A 19,249-nucleotide genomic window follows, 5' to 3' on the forward strand; every position below is an offset into this window, starting at 1 on the left:
CACTCGATTCATTGATGCCCACTCGAATTGACCGCTCGATGCACAGGCTTTCGTCGCCTCTTTGTGCGAACGTCATGCTGATCGATTCGCAGCCTGTCTTTCTGAATATCTTGGCCGCCGGCTTTGACAAGCGCGGATTCAAAAATATCGTGACTGCGTCTGCCGTTGGCGAAGCAATCGCAAAAATGCATGGCCAACAACCAGATCTGGTTGTTGTAGGTTTGGATGCAGAAGACCAGTTGGGAGTTCAAGCACTTGCCGCGATTCGCAAGGACGCAGCTCTTCGATTGACGCCAGTCTTGGTGATCACAACCGCTGCTCAAGTCTCTTACGCAAAAGTCTCGTTTCACCTCAGCGAAGATGCTGTGTTTAGCAAGCCCATCGACATGGGGAGACTGATAGACGTCGCGGTCGATCGGATCTGCGACCGCAATTTGCGCGATTCAATTTCGGCGACCGTTCGACGCTCCCGTGCTATCCCCGCTTCTGACAAGTATCGCCGGCTTCGCAAAATTGTTGGTCGCAGCGAACCGATGAGCTAGTTTCCAGAACTGCCTTGGATGATTCATAAAGACGTCGTGATGCTCGAAGATCGAGCTTGCGGGGTCTTTCTTTTTTGCGCCAAAACCGCTTGACGCGATTGCTAGACTGCATTACTGTACTACGGACAGTAGTACAGAAGGTGAGGTCAAACGGTGTTTCGTATACAGATCACGACAGGTGGCAAAGTGCCTATCTATCGCCAGGTCGTCGACCAGATTCGGTCGGCGATTGCGGGCGGGGTGCTGGCCGTCGGCGATCCACTGCCCAGTGTGCGTGGATTGGCCAGCGAATTGGTGGTCAATCCAAATACCATCGCAAAGGCTTACAGTTCGTTGGTCGCTGATGGGGTGGTCGAAAGCCAGCAGGGCCGCGGCTATTTCGTGACGCAACATCGCCAGATCTATACCAAGCGAGAACGCAAGCGGCGGTTGGAAGAAACAATCGCGCCGTTGGTAGCCGAGGCCGTCACGCTTGGCTTTGGCGAAGACGAATTGATTGCTGAAATTCGCAAGCGGTTTGCAAAGATGACTAACCGGTAGACATAGCTTTTTTGACGGGGATTGATCGATGAAGGCACCTGCGATTGAACTAAAACGGCTGACCCGGTATTTCGGCAGTCGGCCTGTTGTACGTGATTTGGATTTTTGCGTGCCCGAGGGCAAGGTCACTGCACTATTGGGGCTAAACGGAGCCGGCAAAACGACCACGATCCGTATCTTGATGGGGCTGCTTTCGCCGACTCGTGGCGCGGCCATGACGCTGGGGCAGGACGCAACAAAAATGTCAACGTCGACGCGAGCGCGGATCGGCTACTTGGTCGAAGGTCATTTTCTGTACCCGTCGATGCGAGTGCGGCAGTGTGAATCGTTTCAGCGTGTCGGCTATTCCCAGTGGGATGATTCGATGTTCCGCGAGATCGTGGATCACTTTGGGATCGATCCCGACGCCAAGGTTAGTACGCTCTCACGAGGACAACGTGCGGGCGTTTCGCTTGGTTTGGTTTTGGCGCCCGACCCTGAATTGTTGGTGCTGGATGATCCCGCGCTGGGACTGGATCCGGTTAGTCGGCGTGCATTGAACGAAACATTGATTGAGTTTGCAGGCGGCGGGCGTCGCACCGTTTTGCTGAGCACACATCTATTGGATGACGTGGAACGAATCGCCGATCGGGTCGCCGTGATGGTCGGCGGCCGGTTGAAAGTCGATGCGTCTCTGGAATCATTTCGTGATCGAGTGACGTTCTTTACCGTGCCCGCCGGCGCGACGAGCGATGCGTCCGATGCAAAACCGTTTGCCGCTGTGCCGGGATTGATCGAAGCACGTCGGTTGGGTGGTGCGTGGCAGTTAGCGGTTGCCGATGCAGATCAGGAAACCATGGCTTCGCTCAGCCGCGTGGCTGGTGATGCTGTGACACGCAATGACACAACCTTTTCCGATGCCGTGCTCGCCTATCTGACGCGTGAGCGGGGCGATGGGTCTTTTTTGGTTTCCGGGCGACAGGCTTCGGGTAGCGTTTCTACTTCATAGGTTTTGCGATGAACGCATTGATTAAGAAAGAGTTTGGTGATGTGTTGCGCTGGACGCCACTTGGAATGATCGGCGCATTCGTGGCCGCTTGGCTCATTTGGCCGACGCAGAACAGCCACTCTTACGCGATGGAAGAGAGTCTGATCAGTCAGCTGGGCTTGGCTGCGGGAGTCATTGCGGTCGCACTTGGATTGCTGCAGTCCTTGTTCGACACTCGCAACGATTCGCGAGGCTACTTGCTGCATCGGCCTTGGCGACATTCGCAGATATTCTGGGCCAAGGTGATCGCCGGATTTATGGCATACGTCCTGACGCTTACGCCGGCCGTCATCGCAACGGCAATGTATCTTGGCTGGAAGGGGATTGATTGGTTGCCGGTCGGAGCAGGCCAGGTGATCCCGTTTTGTTGTTATGCGCCGTTCGTGTTTGTGTTGCATCCAATGGTCATCTGGATCGCTAACCGTAATGCAAGTTGGACGGGGACGCGGCTTTTGCCGGCCGTCGGAGTTGTCGGAGCCGTTCTACTGGTCTGGGCCGGAATTGAATCGCTGGACGCTGGGCAGATGTTGGTCGGCACCGGCGTTTTGGTTGTCGCGATCGGCCTTGCGGTGCCTTTGACGCTGTGGGCCAGTCGTCACGCCTTCACCAGTGAATCCTATCTACCACCGGCGTCTTCGGCACAAAATTTCTGCCGTAGCAATGTGGTGCTGTTGGCGATTTCGGGAGTAGTCCTGTACACAACGGTCGCCGCCTTTGTTATCGAATCGCTACCCAAAGAGGCCAGGGTCTACAACCAATACATGGTGGCTTTGGGAGAACAAGATGAATGGGTGCAAGTTCGCACGACGCATGCAGCGAGCAACTGGAACTCGATGACGACTGCGACTCGGCCGATTGACGGCAAAGCTGAATTTGAAAGTACAAAACAGTTGCCGCTCTCAAAATCGGGTACGTACTTAGGGACTGCCTTGGGGCAAGATCGTGGCCAATGGCTCAATCGGTTCAGCAATCTTGGAAGCTTTGAATCGGATTCGACAGCGGGAGGAACGCTGACTTTGACGCGCGATGGTGATCGAATTTTGGCGTACAATTACAATGGACTTCAGGGAGTGATCACTCCCGACGGGTTCAGCCCCATTGCCAGTAAATCGACGGGCGGTTTCTCTGGGAAGGTCACTGTATTAACGCTGTCTCGGACCGCCAGAAAGAACTTTAGTCCCAACGACAATCCGGTCCTGATGGATGACGCTGGACTGTATCAATGGGATGCCAGCGGCAAATCCGTTAAACGTCTTTTGGCAGGTGACTTTCAAGCGGCCGGGTTGTCCCTGGGAGCAACGTCCGACGCGAGTTTCTTTTGGACGATCAGCGGTACCACTCTGACGCGGTACGACTTGGAGCTGCGACCTAGCAGCGAAGAAACCCTCCCATTCGTATCCGAAATCGTCGAAATGACTTACTCCTATCAATTGCCATTGATCTCTCTCCACGCAGCCGAAACTTTTGAAGTGGCACCTGTTAGGCAGAATGAGACGGTTCGCATCGTGCGAGCCGACGATGGGCGATACGGATTGGTTCGAAGTGACAACGGTCGGGACAGCCAGTACAGAATGCTAAGCGGCGATGGGTCGCAGTCGCTGGCAAGTGTTGATTTGCCAATACCGGCCGTTCCAATTTCAGAAGCAAGGCTGGGGGGCGCTATCCCGCCGATTCTCGGATTCATCGCAGGTGTGGCTACCTTGCTGGGAAGCGTTCAGGTCCCTGCGTCACATTGGTTGTGGATTCTAGCGTTGATACAAGGGCTCGTTGCAGCAGTCGCAGTCTGGTGGATAACGGGAACGCGAGGTTTTTCGCAGCGATCACGCATCGCTTGGGTCGTGACGTCCACGATGCTTGGGATCGGAACCTTGATCGGAATCGTCGCCATCTATCCCAAATTGATTTGCGAAGCTTGTCCACGCTGTGATCAGCAGCGACGTGTTGATCGAGAGGCTTGTGAGCATTGCTCGCAAGCATGGGACGCGCCAACCGACGATGGCATCGAAATTCGAGAGCAAGAGCCCAACCTGGCACCGGCGATGGCCGAAATCAGCTAACGGGTGACAGATGGCTTTGCGGCCAGACACGAACGAAAATAGGCCGCTAGAACGGGGAATCAGCCTTCGACGGACTCAAATGATTTCGCCAACCGCCCGTCATGGTTGGTATAACAGGGAGTGTGTGTCAGCCAACTCTTCTCCCGTTTTGTGATCGCAATGTCACGACTACTTTCTTCGCTGTCGATCGTTCTGCTGCTTGGGATGACGCAACGTGCGATGCCAAACGACGGCATTGCGGCGATAAATGCTGTGGCGATAGATGCGGCGGTGAGCCAGATCAATCAAGTGCTGAGCGATTCGTGGCAGCAGCAGGATATCGTGCCAGCGGCGGTCAGTAGCGATGCGGAGTTCTGTCGCCGCGTGTGGCTGGATCTCGCGGGAGTTGCACCGCCTGTGTCAGAAGTGCGAATGTTTTTGAACGACACGTTGCCTGATAAGCGAGGCCGGTTGATCGATCGGTTGCTGATGTCACCTCACCACGCCAGTCACATGGCGGCAACGTGGAACGACATTTTGCTGCCCGCTGACGCACAGTCGATTCAGCAACGGCAGAACATTGTGGCACTGCAGCGTTGGCTACGCGATCAGTTTATCGACAACACGCCCTACGACTATTTCGTCGCCAGTTTTCTGACCGCAGGAGGCGCGGCCAATCGCGGGCCGGCGATCTTTTATACGACCCGTGAAGTCGAACCCAAGAAAATCGCAGCGGCAACATCGCGAATTTTTTTGGGGATTCAGCTGCAGTGTGCCGAGTGTCATGACCACCCGTTTGATCGTTGGACGCAGGAAGACTTTTGGGGTTACGCAGCATTTTTTGGTCAACTGTCGCGAAGCGACGAGAACATGAACGCGGGCGGTTTGATCGTGGATCTGCCTGATGGCGATGTTACGATGCCCGATTCCGACGACCCAGTTGCGCCGCATTATCCAGGTGTCAGCGAACCGCCCGAAGAAGACGTGACGAACAATCGTCGACGGCAATTGACGATCTGGATGGCCTCACGCGACAACGACTATTTTGCTCGTGCTGCTGTCAATCGATTTTGGGGGCACTTGTTTGGGCGTGGTTTGGTGGATCCCGTCGACGCAATGGACAAAGACAATCCGGCAAGCCACCCCGAGCTGCTCGATTTTCTGACACGTTACTTTATCCAACAGCGATTTGATTTGCGAAATCTGATCGCAACGATCGCACGTAGTGACGCCTATCAGCGAAGCAGTGCGTACGACGCGGTGGATCGTCCGCCGGCGGATTCTTTTGCGGTGATGAGTGTGAAAACGCTCACACCCCGGCAGTTTTATAATTCTGTAAGACAGAATGTGATGCGGCAGAATCAAGCCGTTTCGATGAACGCCAATGACGCTCAACGAGAACAATTTTTGGCTCGGATGCGTGCGACAGACACTTCGCCGCGCGATTATCCGCACGGCGTGATGCAGGCGCTCGGGGTGATGAACGGTCCCGAGATGTCGCGGGCGGTTCATTCAACTCAGAGTGGCCTTTTGGCTTCGTTGGAAGCTCCGTTTTTTGAAGAAGCCGACAAAGTCGAGGCAATTTTTCTGGCCACGTTGTCGCGTTACCCCAATGAAGTTGAAACTCAACGGATGGCTAGGTTTTTTGCCAAAGCAAATTCCGAAGTTGAGCGTGGCCAGTTGCGAAGCGATCTGCTTTGGACATTGCTCAATACAGCCGAAGCCACCGTTTGTCCTTGAAACCTAATCGAGCGAGTAAGACAAGTGCTATCGAAATCATTTGATCGACGACGTTTGATGCAGTTCGCTGCCGCGGGCGCATTGGGGGCAGGCAGTAGCGGACTGATGCCGCAAATCGCCAAAGCAGCGGCGGAAATCAAATCGCAGGGGCGTCACTGTGTGTTGCTGTGGATGTCGGGAGGTCCCAGCCAGATCGATACTTTCGACATGAAGCCCGATCATGCAAACGGTGGTTCGTTGAAAGAAGCAGCGACAGCGGTGCCGGGCCTCCGGTTCAGCGAACATCTGCCGGGACTGGCCAAGCAAGCCGATTCGTTGGCCATTCTGCGAGGTTTGAGTACGAAAGAGGGGGACCACGAACGCGGGACAGTACTGATGCGGACGGGGCATATTCCCGGCGGACCGGTGATGTACCCTTCGATAGGATGCTCGCTCTCCAAGGAGCTCGGGTCGGCCGAAGCAGAACTACCCAGCTATGTCAGCATCGCACCGAGTGCCTTCGCGCGTGCTTCGATTCGACCTGGTTTTCTGGGGCCCAAGCATGCGGCAACTTCTGTCGCTGCGGCGGCGGATCCGACAGGTAACGAATTCGCGCGGCTGCGAGTCGATTTTTTAGAACAAGACAAATCGGTCACTCGCGACCGTCGTGTCGATCGCTTGAAATTATGGCGACAGATGCAAGATGACTTTGCGGCCAAACGCGGTACGGAAAATGTGCTGGCTCAGAACACAGTCTACGAATCCGCGCTTCGAATGCTGGACAGCGATGCAAAAGATGCCTTTGACCTGTCGACGGAGAGTGACAAAGTGCGCGCGGCGTACGGGCGAGAGTCGTTTGGGCAAGGTTGTCTGATGGCCCGGCGATTGATCGAGCGAGGCGTGCCACTTGTCGAAGTCACGTTGGGAAACGGGTTGGCGTGGGACACGCACGCAGATAATTTCGCCCAAGTGCGTCGGCTGAGTGAGCAGCTGGACGCGGGTTGGTGCACCTTGATGACTGAGCTTCGCGATCGGGGATTGTTGGAGCGGACAACGATTCTGTGGGCCGGAGAATTCGGACGCACTCCCGTGATCAATCGCAATGGAGGACGCGATCATTTTCCACAAGCGTTTAGCTGCGTCCTTGCCGGCGGTGGTATCGCTGGCGGACAGGTGTATGGTGCGACCAATGAAAGTGGCATGGAGGTTAGCGATGGCAAGATGGATCAGCAGGATCTGTTGTCCACTTTGTGCAAGGCTCTTGGTGTCAGTCCGGCAACCGAAAACATTGCCGAAGGCGGCCGTCCCATCGCGATCGCGGAAGGTGAATCAGTTGACGAGGTACTGAGTTGATCGCCAAACAATCCGTCTTAATACGCTTTGTGTTGTTGTCGCTCGCTGCCACAGCCGTGGTTGGCTGCGGTGATGCAGAGCCGCTTGCAGGCAAACCGCGTGTTACCAACGAGGCTCAGGTCTCAAAGCAAAAAGCGGTTGCGAATAAAGTCGACGTTTCGATTGAACAAACCAGTATTGCGGATTCCACGACGAAATTACCGGCGGTCGAAGTGGCCATCGAAGAGGGTACGGTAGCGGACACGTCACGCGAGTCGATGGCGGAACCTCAGGCACCAGTTGGTCCGATCGAACAGCCAAATCCGCTGCCGACAATCGATCCGCCACCGTTTCGACTGTTGCTGCCGACCTCCGAAGGTCCGCTGCTGGTGGATGTAGAAATTTTGATTGACGACGTGCCGCTTGCGACTTCTTACGAGGACCGGATTCGTCAGATACTTGTTGATGCTGACGACAACGAAGACGATTCGACTAGTTGGAAAGAGTTTCTTGACTACATCGACTCGGACGTGCAACAGTTTGGGCGCAACGTAGCCGGAGATCGTGGTCAACGCCGCAATACGATCAAGCTACAAGACCGCAACCGAAACGCAAAAGTCGATTTCAGTGAGGCCGTGAATGTGCTCTTCCGTCAATCGGGTTTCGATGGCCCGTTCCGATTGAAGGGCACGGACTACTATCGAGGTCGTCATGGTGATTCGAGAGTTTTTGCGGCGATCGATCAGGATCAGAGCCAGGGATTGAGTGAGCTGGAAATTGCCGGTGCGACGCAGGCACTGTTTCGTCTGGATCAGAATCTGGATCAGAAAATCGATTTGTTAGAAATCATGCCAGTCGTGTCAGACAACGACGATCCGGCTTGGAAAAAACGGCGGTCCAATCGACATGGCACCGTCGCGATGGATTTGAATGGGTATGTGGATTGGACGATGATGGCGTATTCCTTGGACGCACAGAGGAAGCGACGCCCTTTCCAGCTATCCGAAAACCCGATCGATCAGCTGGACCAAAACGCTGACGGTACGATTGATTTGGCAGAGACAAAGGAGATTCGATTGTGCGAACCGGATCTGATCGTCACGGCAAATGTTTCGGGGAATCCGGGGGAAAAAGAACGACTGTCGATTCGATGGATACGTTCGGATCTGCAATCGCTTGTGCAAGTGAGCGAATTTCCATCATTGTTTTCTATCGCAGATCAGAGGTTTCAATTGTGCATGTCGCTGCAGGATCGATCCGATGGCGGCAATCGGGTTCCTGCCCAGGCTTTCGCGGTGCTGGACGCTAATAACGATGGCGAGTTGGATGAGGCCGAAATTCCTGAGCCGTTGCAGGAACAATATCCGCTCAAGGACTTTGATGCTGACAAGAACGGCAAGCTTTCGCTCGAAGAGATCAACAACTCGGTGCTGGGAAAGCCGCCGATGTGGAGCGTGCAGTTACGAGGGCGGGCTGCCGAATTTCCCGATGCGCTCTTTGCGTTTTTGGATTCGAACCATGACTTGGTTCTCTCGACACGCGAGTGCACCGAAGCAACCCGTCGGTTGAATTCCATCCGAGCAGATGCAGCGGAATTGTCGGCTGAATTAGTGCCTAGCTCGTATAATGTTCAGATCGTGCGAGGCGACCCCGCTCAACAGGGCCGTTTGTTTCGGTTTACGCCGCCGGTCAAGGATTCCGACCCTCCGTATCCGTCCCCTCGCTGGGCAAGTCGCATGGATGCTAACTTGGATGGCGAGATTTCGCAGTTGGAATTTGTTGGGACGGCGAAGCAGTTTCGAAAACTGGATGTTGACGAAGATGGTTTCGTCGATCAGTCCGAAGCACGATCATTTGGGAATTTACCATGAACCAGGTTCTGACAATCGCTCTGCTTTCGTTATTTGCGATTGGTTGTGGCGGTCAGACGACTGCGGTTACAACCACGCAAGTGAACAGTCCCCAGTCGCAAGACACTACTCCGCAGGATTCAAACGTGACGTTAGAAAAAGCAACTTTCGGGGCCGGGTGTTTTTGGTGTGTCGAAGCCGTCTTTAAAATGCTTGACGGGGTCGAAAGCGTGGCATCAGGCTACATGGGAGGCGAAGTCGATTACCCGACGTACGAGCAGGTCTGCAAAGGTACGACTGGTCACGCTGAAGTAATCGAGATTCAATACGATCCGAGCAAGATTACGTTTGCCGAACTGTTGGAAGTGTTCTGGAAGACTCACGACCCAACCACGTTGAACCAACAAGGCAATGATAGGGGGACGCAGTACCGATCAGCTGTCTTCTACCACAACGCAGAGCAGAAAGAGTTGGCTGAGACGTACAAGAAGAAGTTGAACGAGGAGAAAGCCTTTGCCAATCCGATTGTCACTGAGATCACCGAAGCGTCAAAGATGTATGTTGCCGAGGACTATCACCAAGACTACTTCAACTTGAACAAGTCGAATCCGTACTGCAACGCAGTGATTCCGCCCAAGTTGGAGAAACTCAAGAAGGTGTTTGGGGACAAGTTGAAAAAGTAGGTCGCTCCGTGCGATGCGGAATCCTTTTGCTTCCTGCGACGAAGCGAGTTGTGGTGTGATTGATGGCCTGGCTGTTACTTGGCCTGCATTAGATAGGCGATCAAATCGGCCATGGATTGGACGTCGATGTTTTTCTCCATGCCTTCTGGCATGATCGATACGCCTGTGCTTTGGAGCGTTTCAATTTCCGTTCGGGATATTGTTTCGCTCACTCCTTCACCGCGGCTAAGTGTAATGCTGTTTGCGGTTTCTGAAGTGATCATCCCCGTGAGCGTCCGGCCATCGTCAGAGAGCAGCACATAATTAAGGTACTGAGGATTCACTTCCCGATTCGGGTCCAATACGTTGGTCAAAATCGCGGCCGGGCCACGATTTTTCATGGCCGCCAGGTTTGGCCCTAATTCGTTTCCAAAGCCTTCGGTCTTGTGACAAGCCGAGCAGTTTTTTTTGAATACGTTGCGTCCTCGATCGATGTCACCTTTCGCGTCGATCACCGACTGGTAGCTTTGCACCACCTCGTCGCGTCCGCCCGTATCGAGGGAACTAAGGTACTGCTTTGCTGTTAGGGCAATTTTTGACTGTTTTGATTTCGTCAGTAGCTTCAGTCGTGCGATCGGAAGGTCGCGTAGTTCGACTTTCTTTTGGTCTACCGCATCAAACATCGTTAGGACTCGTTCTGGTCGTGCCAGCAGACACTCCGTGGCGGCCGATCGTAAGGCTGGGCTCAGCGATGGCCAAAAACTGATCAGCGTGGATGCGACGCCTGGATGATTGAACGTGCCGAGAGTTCGGACGGCCGCTTTTTGGATTGATGGCGGTTGCTGTTGGTCGATCAGGTCGTTTAGCGTTTCTTGAATATCGGCAAAAGATCCGAACGCCAAAGAATCGATCGCAGCGACACGGCTTGAGAGACTGTCGCTTTGATCGGCTGCGGTCAGCTTGGCTGCATCGAGCATTTCTGCTTTCAGTTTGTCGATGTCTTTCAGGTAGCCTTCCGCGGCAAGCTTTGCGAGGTTGCTATTGTCGTCGCCGCGTTTGCGAAGGAGTGGCCCAGCGATTGGTAGTACGAAAGCGGCACCCGCATCGGGGAAAAGCTCGACTGCGTTGATCGCCATCCAGAGCTCGCCGCGCACATCTCGCCGGCTGATCTGGTCGGCCAGATCCAACAAAAGCTGGCTCGCCGCTGCGCCGCGAAAGTCGGGGTCGGCAAACAAGATCGAAAACAATTCTGCGGCGGTGTCAGGGACTGAACTTTGCACAGCAATGCGAGTCCAAATCGATTGGTCCTGCTTGGCAATGCTCGCGAGCGTGTGTTGTCGATCCGGATGCACGATTTCACTGATCGCATAAGCGACTTCAGTGCGCACTGCCAGCGAGGGATCTTTGGAAAGACGCAGGATCTCTTTGGCCAAGGCTTGCACCAGCCCGAATCGATCGGCAAGTGTGACGGCATGGCGGCGGACGTTTTCGTTGGGATGTCGTAGCGGCCGTTGCAGTAGGTCGGCCGTCAGTGCATCCAAGCCGCTCAGGGCGTACATCGCATGCAGCGTCGCGACGGGCTGGTCAAAGGAAGCTACTTGTTGCTGAAGAGCACGGATTGAGGTCGGATCTTGCCTTTCAAATATTAGGCGCGAAGCGGTTTCGCGGTGCCAAGCGTTGGGGTGAGCCAACAACGTGACCAGTACTTCGGTGCTTTCCTTCGTCAGATTCGGTGTTGGACGCCCTGTAAATCCTGTGGGAACAAGGCGGTAGATTCGGCCGCGATCACGTCCCGCGGTCAAGTCCAGATGCTGTTTGATTTCGGGCGGCAGACTTTTGGGATGTTCGATGACTTCGCGACAAACATCGATCACGTGGAGAGAACCGTCAGGAGCGTTTGCAAACTGCGCGGGACGAAACCAAATGTCAGTCGACGCCACAAACTCGCTTTTTGCATCCATGCGATGTGCCTTGAAGTCCAACCCACTGGGCTCCAAACGTTTTCGGTGAATTAGGTTGCTTCCAACATCACCGACAATCGCAATGCCTTTGTCCGTTGCTGGCCAAGCGTCGCCGCGATAGATCGTGATTCCCGTTGCGCCAGTAAAGTAACCGGCTGCTCGGCCGCCACCTTCGATCGGTCCAGACACTTTGCCGGAAACACGTAGCCGAGTCCGCACGATTCGCCAAGGTTCGACTGGGCTGGTGCGGAAGACTTCGGCCTGCGGCCCATCGACTGCGATCGAGACAAGTGCCGAAGGAGCGTTGACGTAGCGGTTGCGAGCGATTCGATTGTCGTCGTACATCACCTGCATGATGTGATTGCTGTTGGACGAAGCGAACTTGCGTCCCCAGTCGTCAAAGCACATTCCGTGTTGAGCAGCGCCGCTTGTCGGAGTGAATTCGTAGGTGCGCGGATCAAACGCCAAGTCGCGGCCGCGAACGTTCACGGGCGGGCCAGTCGATTCAGCGATTTTGATTTGTCCGCCGACGCTGCTGCAAGCGATATGAATTCGATTGTCCAATCCCCATCGCATCGAATTCATCAGACCCTGGACGTTGGAAGTGCCAAACCCCGTCAGGACCACCTTTTTTTCGTCCGCAACGCCATCCCCATCAGTGTCTTTGAAATAGAGCAAATCTGGCGCGTCGCCTACAAAGAGTCCTCCGTCGTACGGGTAGATTGCGGTTGGCCAATCAAGTCCGCTCGCAAATTCGGTGCGGTGGTCATAGGCGCCATCGTTGTCCGTGTCACTGAGTAGGCCGATCGTCGAAATCTGCTTGTCTTGGTCCTCGCTGTAGCCACGCATTTCACAAACGAACATCCGTCCGTCGGCAGCCCACTCAATTGCCACCGGCGAACCGATCAGGGGCTCTGCTGCGACCAATTGCATCTCGTAGCCATCGGCCACTTCAAAGGTCTTCAGTGCATCTGCTGGCGCCGTGGGCGGAATTCGCGGCAGCTCGCTTGAAAAATCGTCTGCTTCGGCAAGAGGTGCCGTTAGTAGAGACGTCAGCACGAAAACGACACTGCAAAAAATCTTGGCGATGAAACTTAGATAGCAAGTCATTTCGATTCCTCGCCCAAAAGAGACTTCATGCCGTCAATCAACACTTTTTCGACGCTGGGGGCGACCTTGGAGGCCCGCTCGCTGGTTTCGTATCCGCCCTGACCATAGGCCTCTTCGATTCCGATGTAGCCTGGCCCGTAGTCGCCGTAGGCAGCCATCGCGATCTGCAGATCGGGTCGCATGGCTTTGGCAGCCAGTTGGTATTCGACAAACAGTTCGCCGGGCATGTGCAAAATTCGCACGTTGCCAACTTTCAGGCACGCCAAGTCGATCTTGTGACCGCTTTCGCATCGGAGTACCCAAGCGAGTTGCTCAGGACCGCCCCAGTATTCGTTTGGTTTCCATTGTGATAGTTGCTCGCGAAGTTCGTCGCGTTTCAAGTGTTGACTGACCGGCAAAGCGACTGGCTGCACGGACCAGCCAATGTCATCCGCGGTAACGGCAAACTTTTCGGTCGATGCAAGCGATCGCTTCATGGCGTCAGCGACGCGAGCGGCCAAAATCAACCGGTTCTCTTTGTTGCCATCGTTGTATTTTCCTGCGCCGATATTGCCGCCCGCGCCGTTAAAATGGACGTGTAATGCGGAAGGCAGATCTTGACCACGCATGATTCGCGCGATGCCTGGAAAGTCCGGACTAGGAACGCCGGTCCGGTAATAACTCTGTGGATGACAGGCGTAGTAGCTGAGCACGGCGATCGGGCTATCGTCGTTCCAAAAAGAAAGTGTCGAGAGTGCTGGGTCGATGGTGCCTTCGGGCAGAGCACGCAGTTTGGGATCGCGGCACGTCGTGTAGCGTGTTTGTGTGACTTGGCCGGATTCGTCTTGTAGCCTTCGATTGGACGCGACTTTTTCGACGTCCGCGTTTCCAAAACCTGCGTGAGTGACGGGTTGTGCATTGGCAATCGATTCGGCGACCGCAGTCTCCAATTCCTTCAGCACTTCACGAGCAAATGATCCTTGGTGTGCGCCCAAGTCTGTTGCACCGATTTCATTTAGCAATCGTTCGGCTGTAAAATCGGAACGCGGCGCGTCATGCTGATGGAGCGTATGAACTGCCACTCTCGCTCGTGTTGTTCCAGCGGCACGAGCGATCGCATCGCGAAAGGCATCGTGAGCTTCGTTGCCGATGCCGATCCAGTCCACCGCGCACACGGCGACCGGTTCTTGGGAACCGAGTAAAACAAGTCCTCGGCAGCGTAGGCCTAATTCGTCAACGCGTTTCACTCGGTCGTAGGCCATCATAAAACCGACGGGTGGCGTCACATCGATATCGAAGCGAGCGATTCGTAGAGCGTTTTTTTCGTGTGGGGGTTCATCTGCGTAGGAGACGCAGGTAGCTGAACAAACGGCGATCAGCAGGTGGCAGAGGAACCAGGCGGGATTTGCGTGATGCATTGGTATTCCTTCAAAGGTGGGAGCAGATAGTCTAGCTCGTCGATGGACTGATTTGTTTGCCGGGTGAGCTGAATTTTACGGTTGTCCAAGGGGGCCGCGCCGCGAGTCACGTCTCGTCGCGCGGCCAACGCGACTGGTGTACACTGCTGGAATTCCCAGGTCGTTTCGCACAGAGAATTTGCAGAGAGAAGTTTCTATGTTCCGCACTCTATTGATTGTCGCTTACGTATGGATCGGTTTTGTCAGTTGGCTGCCCGCGCAAGAAACTGCCGTGGCCGAGCCCCCGACGCAGGCGTTTGTATTGCCTGCGACCGACGATGGTTTGCCCGGTGCCGGGCCGATCCGCAGCTACGATTGGTTTAAGAACCTTTGGAACAATCGCCGAAGCAAGTTTGCTGCTGACGCCGAGAAACAAACCGGAGCGATCGTGTTTCTAGGCGATTCGATCACGCAGGGCTGGGACGACAATTTTCGCGGTGATTTTGGTAACGCAAACGTTGCCAATCGAGGAATCAGCGGCGACACGACTCGCGGCATGTTGATGCGTCTTCAGCAAGATGTGCTTTCGCTGGATCCCGCGGGCGTCGTCATGCTGATGGGCACGAATGATCTGGAAGAGAAAGCGAATCCAGCTATGATCGCTGGTAATGTTCGGCTGATCATGGCGGAGTTAAAGGAGCACAACGCAAGCATGCCAATCGTGTGGTGCAACGTTTTTCCCAGCAGTGATTCAAAGTCGCGACCCGCGAACAAGATCAAGGAGATTAACCGCTTGGTAGCAGCCGACATCAAAGGCGATGCTCAAGTCACAGTCGTCGACACGTGGACGTTGTTCGCGGACAAGAACGGGGATGCAAAGAAGTCCGAGTTTCCCGATCTGCTGCATCCCAACGGCATCGGCTATGCCAAGTGGAAATTGGCAATCACGCCCGTTTTGGAAACACTGGGCTTGATCGACGTGCCTGCGGACGTTTTTCAGATCGAAGCCGGCTATGAAAGTCTGTTCAATGGGAAAGACTTGAGCGGTTGGCGTTTCCTACCGACGACGGAGCAGATGAAAAAAGGCCGCGAGCGATGGCTCAGCCGAGATAAAAACGCACCGGTTTGGCCGATCGTGACGGAGGAATTGCAGTTTGACAACAAAGCAAGCACTCCGGCTGGACGCTACGTCGCAAAGAACGGCAGGCTGGTCGTGACGACACCTCCCGAAGGACGCAAAATCCAGCAATTGTGGACGACCAAGGAGTTTGCGGGCGATTTTCGATTGGTGTTGGAATTTCGCGCGACGCCGAATGCTGACAGCGGAGTCTTTCTGCGACAGCCACAATTGCAGTGCCGCGATTTTGCGTTGGCTGGTCCGTACAAGAAATTGAAGAACTACAAGGCTCAAGACTGGAACGAATTGGTTGTCGAAGTGAAGGGCAGTGTGGCGCATTGCACGTGCAACGGTGAAGTGATCGAAGAAGCGTTTAAGGTACCAGAGACTTCAGGGCCAATCGGATTGGAAGGCGATCGTGGTCAAGTCGAGTACCGACGCATTCGCATCAAGGCACTGTAGCGCAGGAGCATTACGCCATGATCGATCAAGCCACTGGCGAGTTCTTGCTGGTTGCCACGATCCGATTGGCGATGGTTTGTTATTTCGCCCGTTTATTTGTCGCGGGTTGCCGCGTCATTGGTCGCGTGCCGACGCGATGGCAAGTCGTGCTGTGGACTCTCGGGTGCACGCTGTACACTGTTCATGTCCTGTGTGCTTTTGCCTTCGCGCATCAATGGAGTCACGCGGTCGCGTGGGAGTACACTGCACAAGAGACGCAAAGGTTGTTTGGCGTCCGGCGCGGTGAAGGACTCTGGGTGAATTATTTGTTCACGACTGTTTGGGGCGTCGATGTGGTTCGCCAAATGATCGCGTTAGTGCGCAGGAAGGCCACGCACCCAGCGATCGACGTAGCCATTCAGCTGTTCATGGCATTTATCGTATTCAATGCGACGGCCGTCTTTGGACCCAGCGTCTATCGATACGCAGCAGTTCCGGTGGGGATCCTGTTAGCAATCAGTTATCACTGGCAAAAGCAATCCAGGACGTAGCAGTTCATCGCCAAGTTTCGAGTTGCGTTTGAAACTATCAAGCAATCGCAGTGGTCGGGTGCCACATCCCATTCGGGGCGATGATTTGGCAGCGATCATTCCGTGCGACTTTGGAACCAGTTGGAGAACGAGAGTTAGCGAGTGGCCGTCAGTTCGCGTTCGCTGGTTGGCTGATCAAACGAGTCGACGAACTCCTTGGCTTGGTCGATTTCTCGGGCTGTGAAAAAGCGGATGTTCCCCAGATACTTTGATTCCATTCGATTCAGGCTGGCGATTTCCTTCCAGGGTAAGCCATTTGCCAATCGCCAAGCTGCAGCCTGAGCGACATTTCGTGGGAGTTTGCGTTGTGACAGGTCGCTGCATAATTTGGCGATTCGCTCGTCGCTCGAGTATTTGTCGATCGGCATGATCGTGTACTTGATGCGTGGGTTCGGTTCCGGTTTGCCGTGTTCCAAACAGACCGTGCTTGCTTTTAATTTGCGCGGTCGATCGGGGGCGATCCGCATGAATCCGCCAGGGTTGCGATTGTTGCCGCCCGCTTGTCCGCCCTGATCCACTCCACCACCAACCGCCTGGTTTGCGCCTCCGCCGGCAGCTTGCTGTCCAAATCCTTGTTGTCCTTGCCCGAACCCTCCCAGCTGTGCCAGAACGGGGACGGCCGCGAAAGCGGTTGGAAGCTGAATGGTGAGCGGCGTGTCCGTTTGGTTATGGATCAGGATGTTTCCGTGAAAGGCATCCACGGGAATGAAGCGTACCTGGATCTGCTCACCGTCGATTGCCTCAAAAAAGCTGACCGCCACTTCACTGTCTTGCACTTGGTCGGTGCGAATGGGGTCGCCAAGGGCCAGTGAGTTTGCCAGCACGGTGCCGATGAAGAGCATGCAAATCGCTTTGGAAAGTTGTTGGGCGTTGTGAGGCATGTTCGGTTCCATGAATGGCGAAGAGGATTGGTGCATGAGACGACTGGCGCAGGAGTCGAGTCATGGTCTATGCAGCTGTCGTGCCAAACTCGTTTGCGGTTTCGCTTCCAAGCCGTATTCACGACGCTTTTGCAATTTGGAGTGAACCTGACACGTTTTGGGAATGTCGCGTTCACTCATGCGACTTTCGTTGGGCGATTTCAGTGTTGTTTCGTTTTGCTACAGTTGTGCTTGGCTTCAGTAGGGCGAAACGCGACATTGCGATTGGTGACAGTTGGCCGTCGCCAATGCCAAATTCCATGCCAGTGCCCGAAATATCGTCGCGCGATGTACGTCTTCCCGAACTTTGCAGTATCGAATCGTTTAAGAGAAACAACTTGAATCAATCTAATTGGGACCCGTCTTCCTGGACTAAAAAGTCCGTCCTGCAGCAGCCGACCTACGACGACTCAGCCCTGCTCGATTCTGTATTGCAGAAGCTCGGTGACCAGCCACCCTTGGTCACCAACTGGGAAATTGAAAGACTCAAAGGCCAGCTCGCCGACGCGGCTTCAGGCAAGGCGTTTCTTTTGCAGGGAGGAGACTGCTGCGAAAGTTTTGACGATTGCCGCTCTGATCGAATCGAAGCGAAATTGAAATTGCTGTTGCAGATGAGCTTGGTGATGATTCACGGTCTGCAAAAACCTGTCATTCGTGTCGGCCGGATTGCCGGGCAGTACGCTAAGCCGCGTTCGTCAGACGATGAAACGCGAGGCGAGTTGACTCTGCCTTCGTACCGAGGTGACATTGTCAATTCGCTCGAATTTGATCCTGAATCGCGTCGAAATCGACCGAAACTGATGTTGCAGGCCTACGCTAATTCAGTCGCGTCGCTCAACTACCTGCGTGCTTTGACCGAAGGCGGTTTCGCGGATCTTCATCATCCTGATCTTTGGGAGCTTGATTTCGTTTCGCGTTCATCGCGCGCCGATGAGTACCATCAGATGGTGCAAGGTATCGATCGATCGCTCCGTTTCTTGGATTCGATTGGGGCGGCTAGCGATGACGATCTGTCGCGAGTGGATTTTTATACTTCTCATGAAGCTCTGCTATTGCCGTACGAACAAGCGTTGACGCGTCGAGCGATTTCGAGAGATCGCTACTACAATCTGGGAACGCACTTTCCTTGGATCGGAGACCGGACCCGGCAGATCGATGGCGGGCACGTTGAGTATTTTCGCGGTATTGGTAACCCGATCGGAATCAAGGTCGGACCCAGCATGCAAACAGGCGAGTTGATTGAGCTTTTGGATCTGTTGGACCCGGATCACGAACCCGGCCGAATCACGTTGATATGCCGTTTCGGTGCTGACAAGATTAATGATTCGTTGCCAGGAATCATCCAAGCGGTTGCAGCGACCGATCACACCGTCCTGTGGTCCGTCGATCCGATGCATGGAAATACAGTCAAGACAGATGCCGGAATCAAGACGCGGCATTTCGATCAAATACTGGATGAGCTGCGCCGGTCGTTTGCCATTCACGCCGATCACGGGAGTCATGTCGGTGGCGTGCATTTGGAATTGACCGGCAGCAACGTGACGGAATGCGTCGGTGGCGCGGGCGGGCTGAGTGCGACCGACCTATCGCGTGCTTATGAAACCAACGTCGACCCGCGACTCAATTACGAACAAGCGATGGAAATTGCTTTCTCCATTGCTGACGGCAATCTGTAAATCGACCAACTATGACGCCGCTACAGATCAGGATCATCGCCGCCGTCGAGTCATTGGCAGAAGGCGAGGTCGTGAGCTTTGGAGACATCGCGGTGCTGGCGGGAACACCCGGAGCAGCGCGTGCTGCTGGTGCTGTGCTTGCCAATTCGGGCGACGTTCTGCCTTGGTGGCGAGTCGTGTACAGCGACGGGCATTTGCCTGCTTGCAATCCAAGTCTGCAGGCCGAGCGGTTGATGGACGAAGGAGTTGAGATGAAGGGTTTTCGGGTGATTCGGTCGCCGTTAGGGAGATTTGGACGCGAATAGATCTCTGGCGGCGATGGGGTATGCTAGAACCCAACAAATTGCTTC

The 19,249-nt window shown here is 54.7% G+C and carries 15 protein-coding genes; 12 read left to right on the plus strand and 3 right to left on the minus strand.

Features of this window, described 5'->3' with window-relative positions:
- The first annotated feature begins 14 nt into the window (after nucleotides 1–14).
- The 8 genes from K239x_RS01710 (at nucleotide 15) to msrA (ending at nucleotide 9,729) form a co-directional block, all read left to right on the plus strand.
- Nucleotides 15–542: a response regulator gene (locus K239x_RS01710; RefSeq protein ID WP_145415966.1), complete on the plus strand. Its 528-nt coding sequence runs from the start codon at nucleotides 15–17 to the stop codon at nucleotides 540–542.
- A 153-nt stretch (nucleotides 543–695) separates the two neighbouring features.
- On the plus strand, nucleotides 696–1,082 hold the full coding sequence (locus K239x_RS01715; protein ID WP_145415967.1) for a GntR family transcriptional regulator: 387 nt from the start codon (nucleotides 696–698) through the stop codon (nucleotides 1,080–1,082).
- 28 nt (nucleotides 1,083–1,110) lie between these two features.
- A complete protein-coding gene (locus K239x_RS01720) occupies nucleotides 1,111–2,070 on the plus strand; it encodes an ABC transporter ATP-binding protein (RefSeq protein ID WP_145415968.1) in 960 nt (319 codons plus the stop codon).
- An 8-nt stretch (nucleotides 2,071–2,078) separates the two neighbouring features.
- Entirely contained in the window at nucleotides 2,079–4,166 is a 2,088-nt protein-coding gene (locus tag K239x_RS01725; protein WP_145415969.1) for a cytochrome d ubiquinol oxidase subunit II, read from the plus strand.
- Nucleotides 4,167–4,325: 159 nt separating this feature from the next.
- On the plus strand, nucleotides 4,326–5,885 hold the full coding sequence (locus K239x_RS01730) for a DUF1549 domain-containing protein (protein WP_145415970.1): 1,560 nt from the start codon (nucleotides 4,326–4,328) through the stop codon (nucleotides 5,883–5,885).
- 24 nt (nucleotides 5,886–5,909) lie between these two features.
- Nucleotides 5,910–7,217: a DUF1501 domain-containing protein gene (locus K239x_RS01735; RefSeq protein WP_473163562.1), complete on the plus strand. Its 1,308-nt coding sequence runs from the start codon at nucleotides 5,910–5,912 to the stop codon at nucleotides 7,215–7,217.
- Nucleotides 7,214–9,067, plus strand: coding sequence for an EF-hand domain-containing protein (locus tag K239x_RS01740; protein WP_145415971.1), 1,854 nt, complete (start codon nucleotides 7,214–7,216; stop codon nucleotides 9,065–9,067). The genes K239x_RS01735 and K239x_RS01740 overlap by 4 nt, the downstream gene beginning before the upstream one ends.
- A complete protein-coding gene (gene msrA, locus K239x_RS01745) occupies nucleotides 9,064–9,729 on the plus strand; it encodes a peptide-methionine (S)-S-oxide reductase MsrA (RefSeq protein WP_145415972.1) in 666 nt (221 codons plus the stop codon). Before K239x_RS01740 ends, msrA begins: the two co-directional genes overlap by 4 nt.
- Nucleotides 9,730–9,803: 74 nt before the next feature.
- On the opposite strand, the gene K239x_RS01750 is transcribed toward msrA, so the two are convergent.
- Nucleotides 9,804–12,779, minus strand: a complete 2,976-nt coding sequence (locus K239x_RS01750) for a PVC-type heme-binding CxxCH protein (RefSeq protein WP_145415973.1) — start codon at nucleotides 12,777–12,779, stop codon at nucleotides 9,804–9,806.
- Complete coding sequence (locus tag K239x_RS01755) at nucleotides 12,776–14,176, minus strand: hypothetical protein (protein ID WP_419189559.1); 1,401 nt, start codon at nucleotides 14,174–14,176, stop codon at nucleotides 12,776–12,778. Before K239x_RS01755 ends, K239x_RS01750 begins: the two co-directional genes overlap by 4 nt.
- Before the next feature lie 196 nt (nucleotides 14,177–14,372).
- On the opposite strand from K239x_RS01755, the gene K239x_RS01760 reads away from it, so the two are divergent.
- Together K239x_RS01760 and K239x_RS01765 are read left to right on the plus strand one after the other, a co-directional pair.
- The gene (locus K239x_RS01760) at nucleotides 14,373–15,734 is read left to right on the plus strand and encodes a GDSL-type esterase/lipase family protein (RefSeq protein WP_145415974.1); all 1,362 of its coding nucleotides are present in this window, start codon (nucleotides 14,373–14,375) and stop codon (nucleotides 15,732–15,734) included.
- 17 nt (nucleotides 15,735–15,751) lie between these two features.
- Nucleotides 15,752–16,264 carry a hypothetical protein gene (locus K239x_RS01765; RefSeq protein ID WP_145415975.1) on the plus strand — a complete coding sequence of 171 codons (513 nt, stop codon included), beginning with the start codon at nucleotides 15,752–15,754 and terminating at the stop codon, nucleotides 16,262–16,264.
- Between the two features lie 134 nt (nucleotides 16,265–16,398).
- Here K239x_RS01765 and K239x_RS01770 read toward each other — a convergent pair whose 3' ends face one another.
- Entirely contained in the window at nucleotides 16,399–17,184 is a 786-nt protein-coding gene (locus K239x_RS01770) for a hypothetical protein (RefSeq protein ID WP_145415976.1), read from the minus strand.
- A 377-nt stretch (nucleotides 17,185–17,561) separates the two neighbouring features.
- Here K239x_RS01770 and K239x_RS01775 point away from each other — a divergent pair, with 377 nt between their 5' ends.
- Entirely contained in the window at nucleotides 17,562–18,899 is a 1,338-nt protein-coding gene (locus K239x_RS01775; RefSeq protein WP_419189560.1) for a class II 3-deoxy-7-phosphoheptulonate synthase, read from the plus strand.
- 11 nt (nucleotides 18,900–18,910) lie between these two features.
- Complete coding sequence (locus tag K239x_RS01780) at nucleotides 18,911–19,204, plus strand: MGMT family protein (RefSeq protein WP_145415978.1); 294 nt, start codon at nucleotides 18,911–18,913, stop codon at nucleotides 19,202–19,204.
- The last annotated feature ends 45 nt before the right edge of the window (nucleotides 19,205–19,249 follow it).

The sequence above is a fragment of the Stieleria marina genome, from assembly GCA_007741555.1.
Lineage (GTDB): Bacteria > Planctomycetota > Planctomycetia > Pirellulales > Pirellulaceae > K23-9.

Coding starts and splice junctions, on each gene's coding strand:
- K239x_RS01710 (WP_145415966.1), top strand. CDS start 15: ATGCCCACTCGAATTGACCGCTCGATGCACAGGCTTTCGTCGCCTCTT.
- K239x_RS01720 (WP_145415968.1), top strand. CDS start 1,111: ATGAAGGCACCTGCGATTGAACTAAAACGGCTGACCCGGTATTTCGGC.
- K239x_RS01725 (WP_145415969.1), top strand. CDS start 2,079: ATGAACGCATTGATTAAGAAAGAGTTTGGTGATGTGTTGCGCTGGACG.
- K239x_RS01730 (WP_145415970.1), top strand. CDS start 4,326: ATGTCACGACTACTTTCTTCGCTGTCGATCGTTCTGCTGCTTGGGATG.
- msrA (WP_145415972.1), top strand. CDS start 9,064: ATGAACCAGGTTCTGACAATCGCTCTGCTTTCGTTATTTGCGATTGGT.
- K239x_RS01750 (WP_145415973.1), bottom strand. CDS start 12,779: ATGACTTGCTATCTAAGTTTCATCGCCAAGATTTTTTGCAGTGTCGTT.
- K239x_RS01755 (WP_419189559.1), bottom strand. CDS start 14,176: ATGCATCACGCAAATCCCGCCTGGTTCCTCTGCCACCTGCTGATCGCC.
- K239x_RS01760 (WP_145415974.1), top strand. CDS start 14,373: ATGTTCCGCACTCTATTGATTGTCGCTTACGTATGGATCGGTTTTGTC.
- K239x_RS01765 (WP_145415975.1), top strand. CDS start 15,752: ATGATCGATCAAGCCACTGGCGAGTTCTTGCTGGTTGCCACGATCCGA.
- K239x_RS01770 (WP_145415976.1), bottom strand. CDS start 17,184: ATGCCTCACAACGCCCAACAACTTTCCAAAGCGATTTGCATGCTCTTC.
- K239x_RS01780 (WP_145415978.1), top strand. CDS start 18,911: ATGACGCCGCTACAGATCAGGATCATCGCCGCCGTCGAGTCATTGGCA.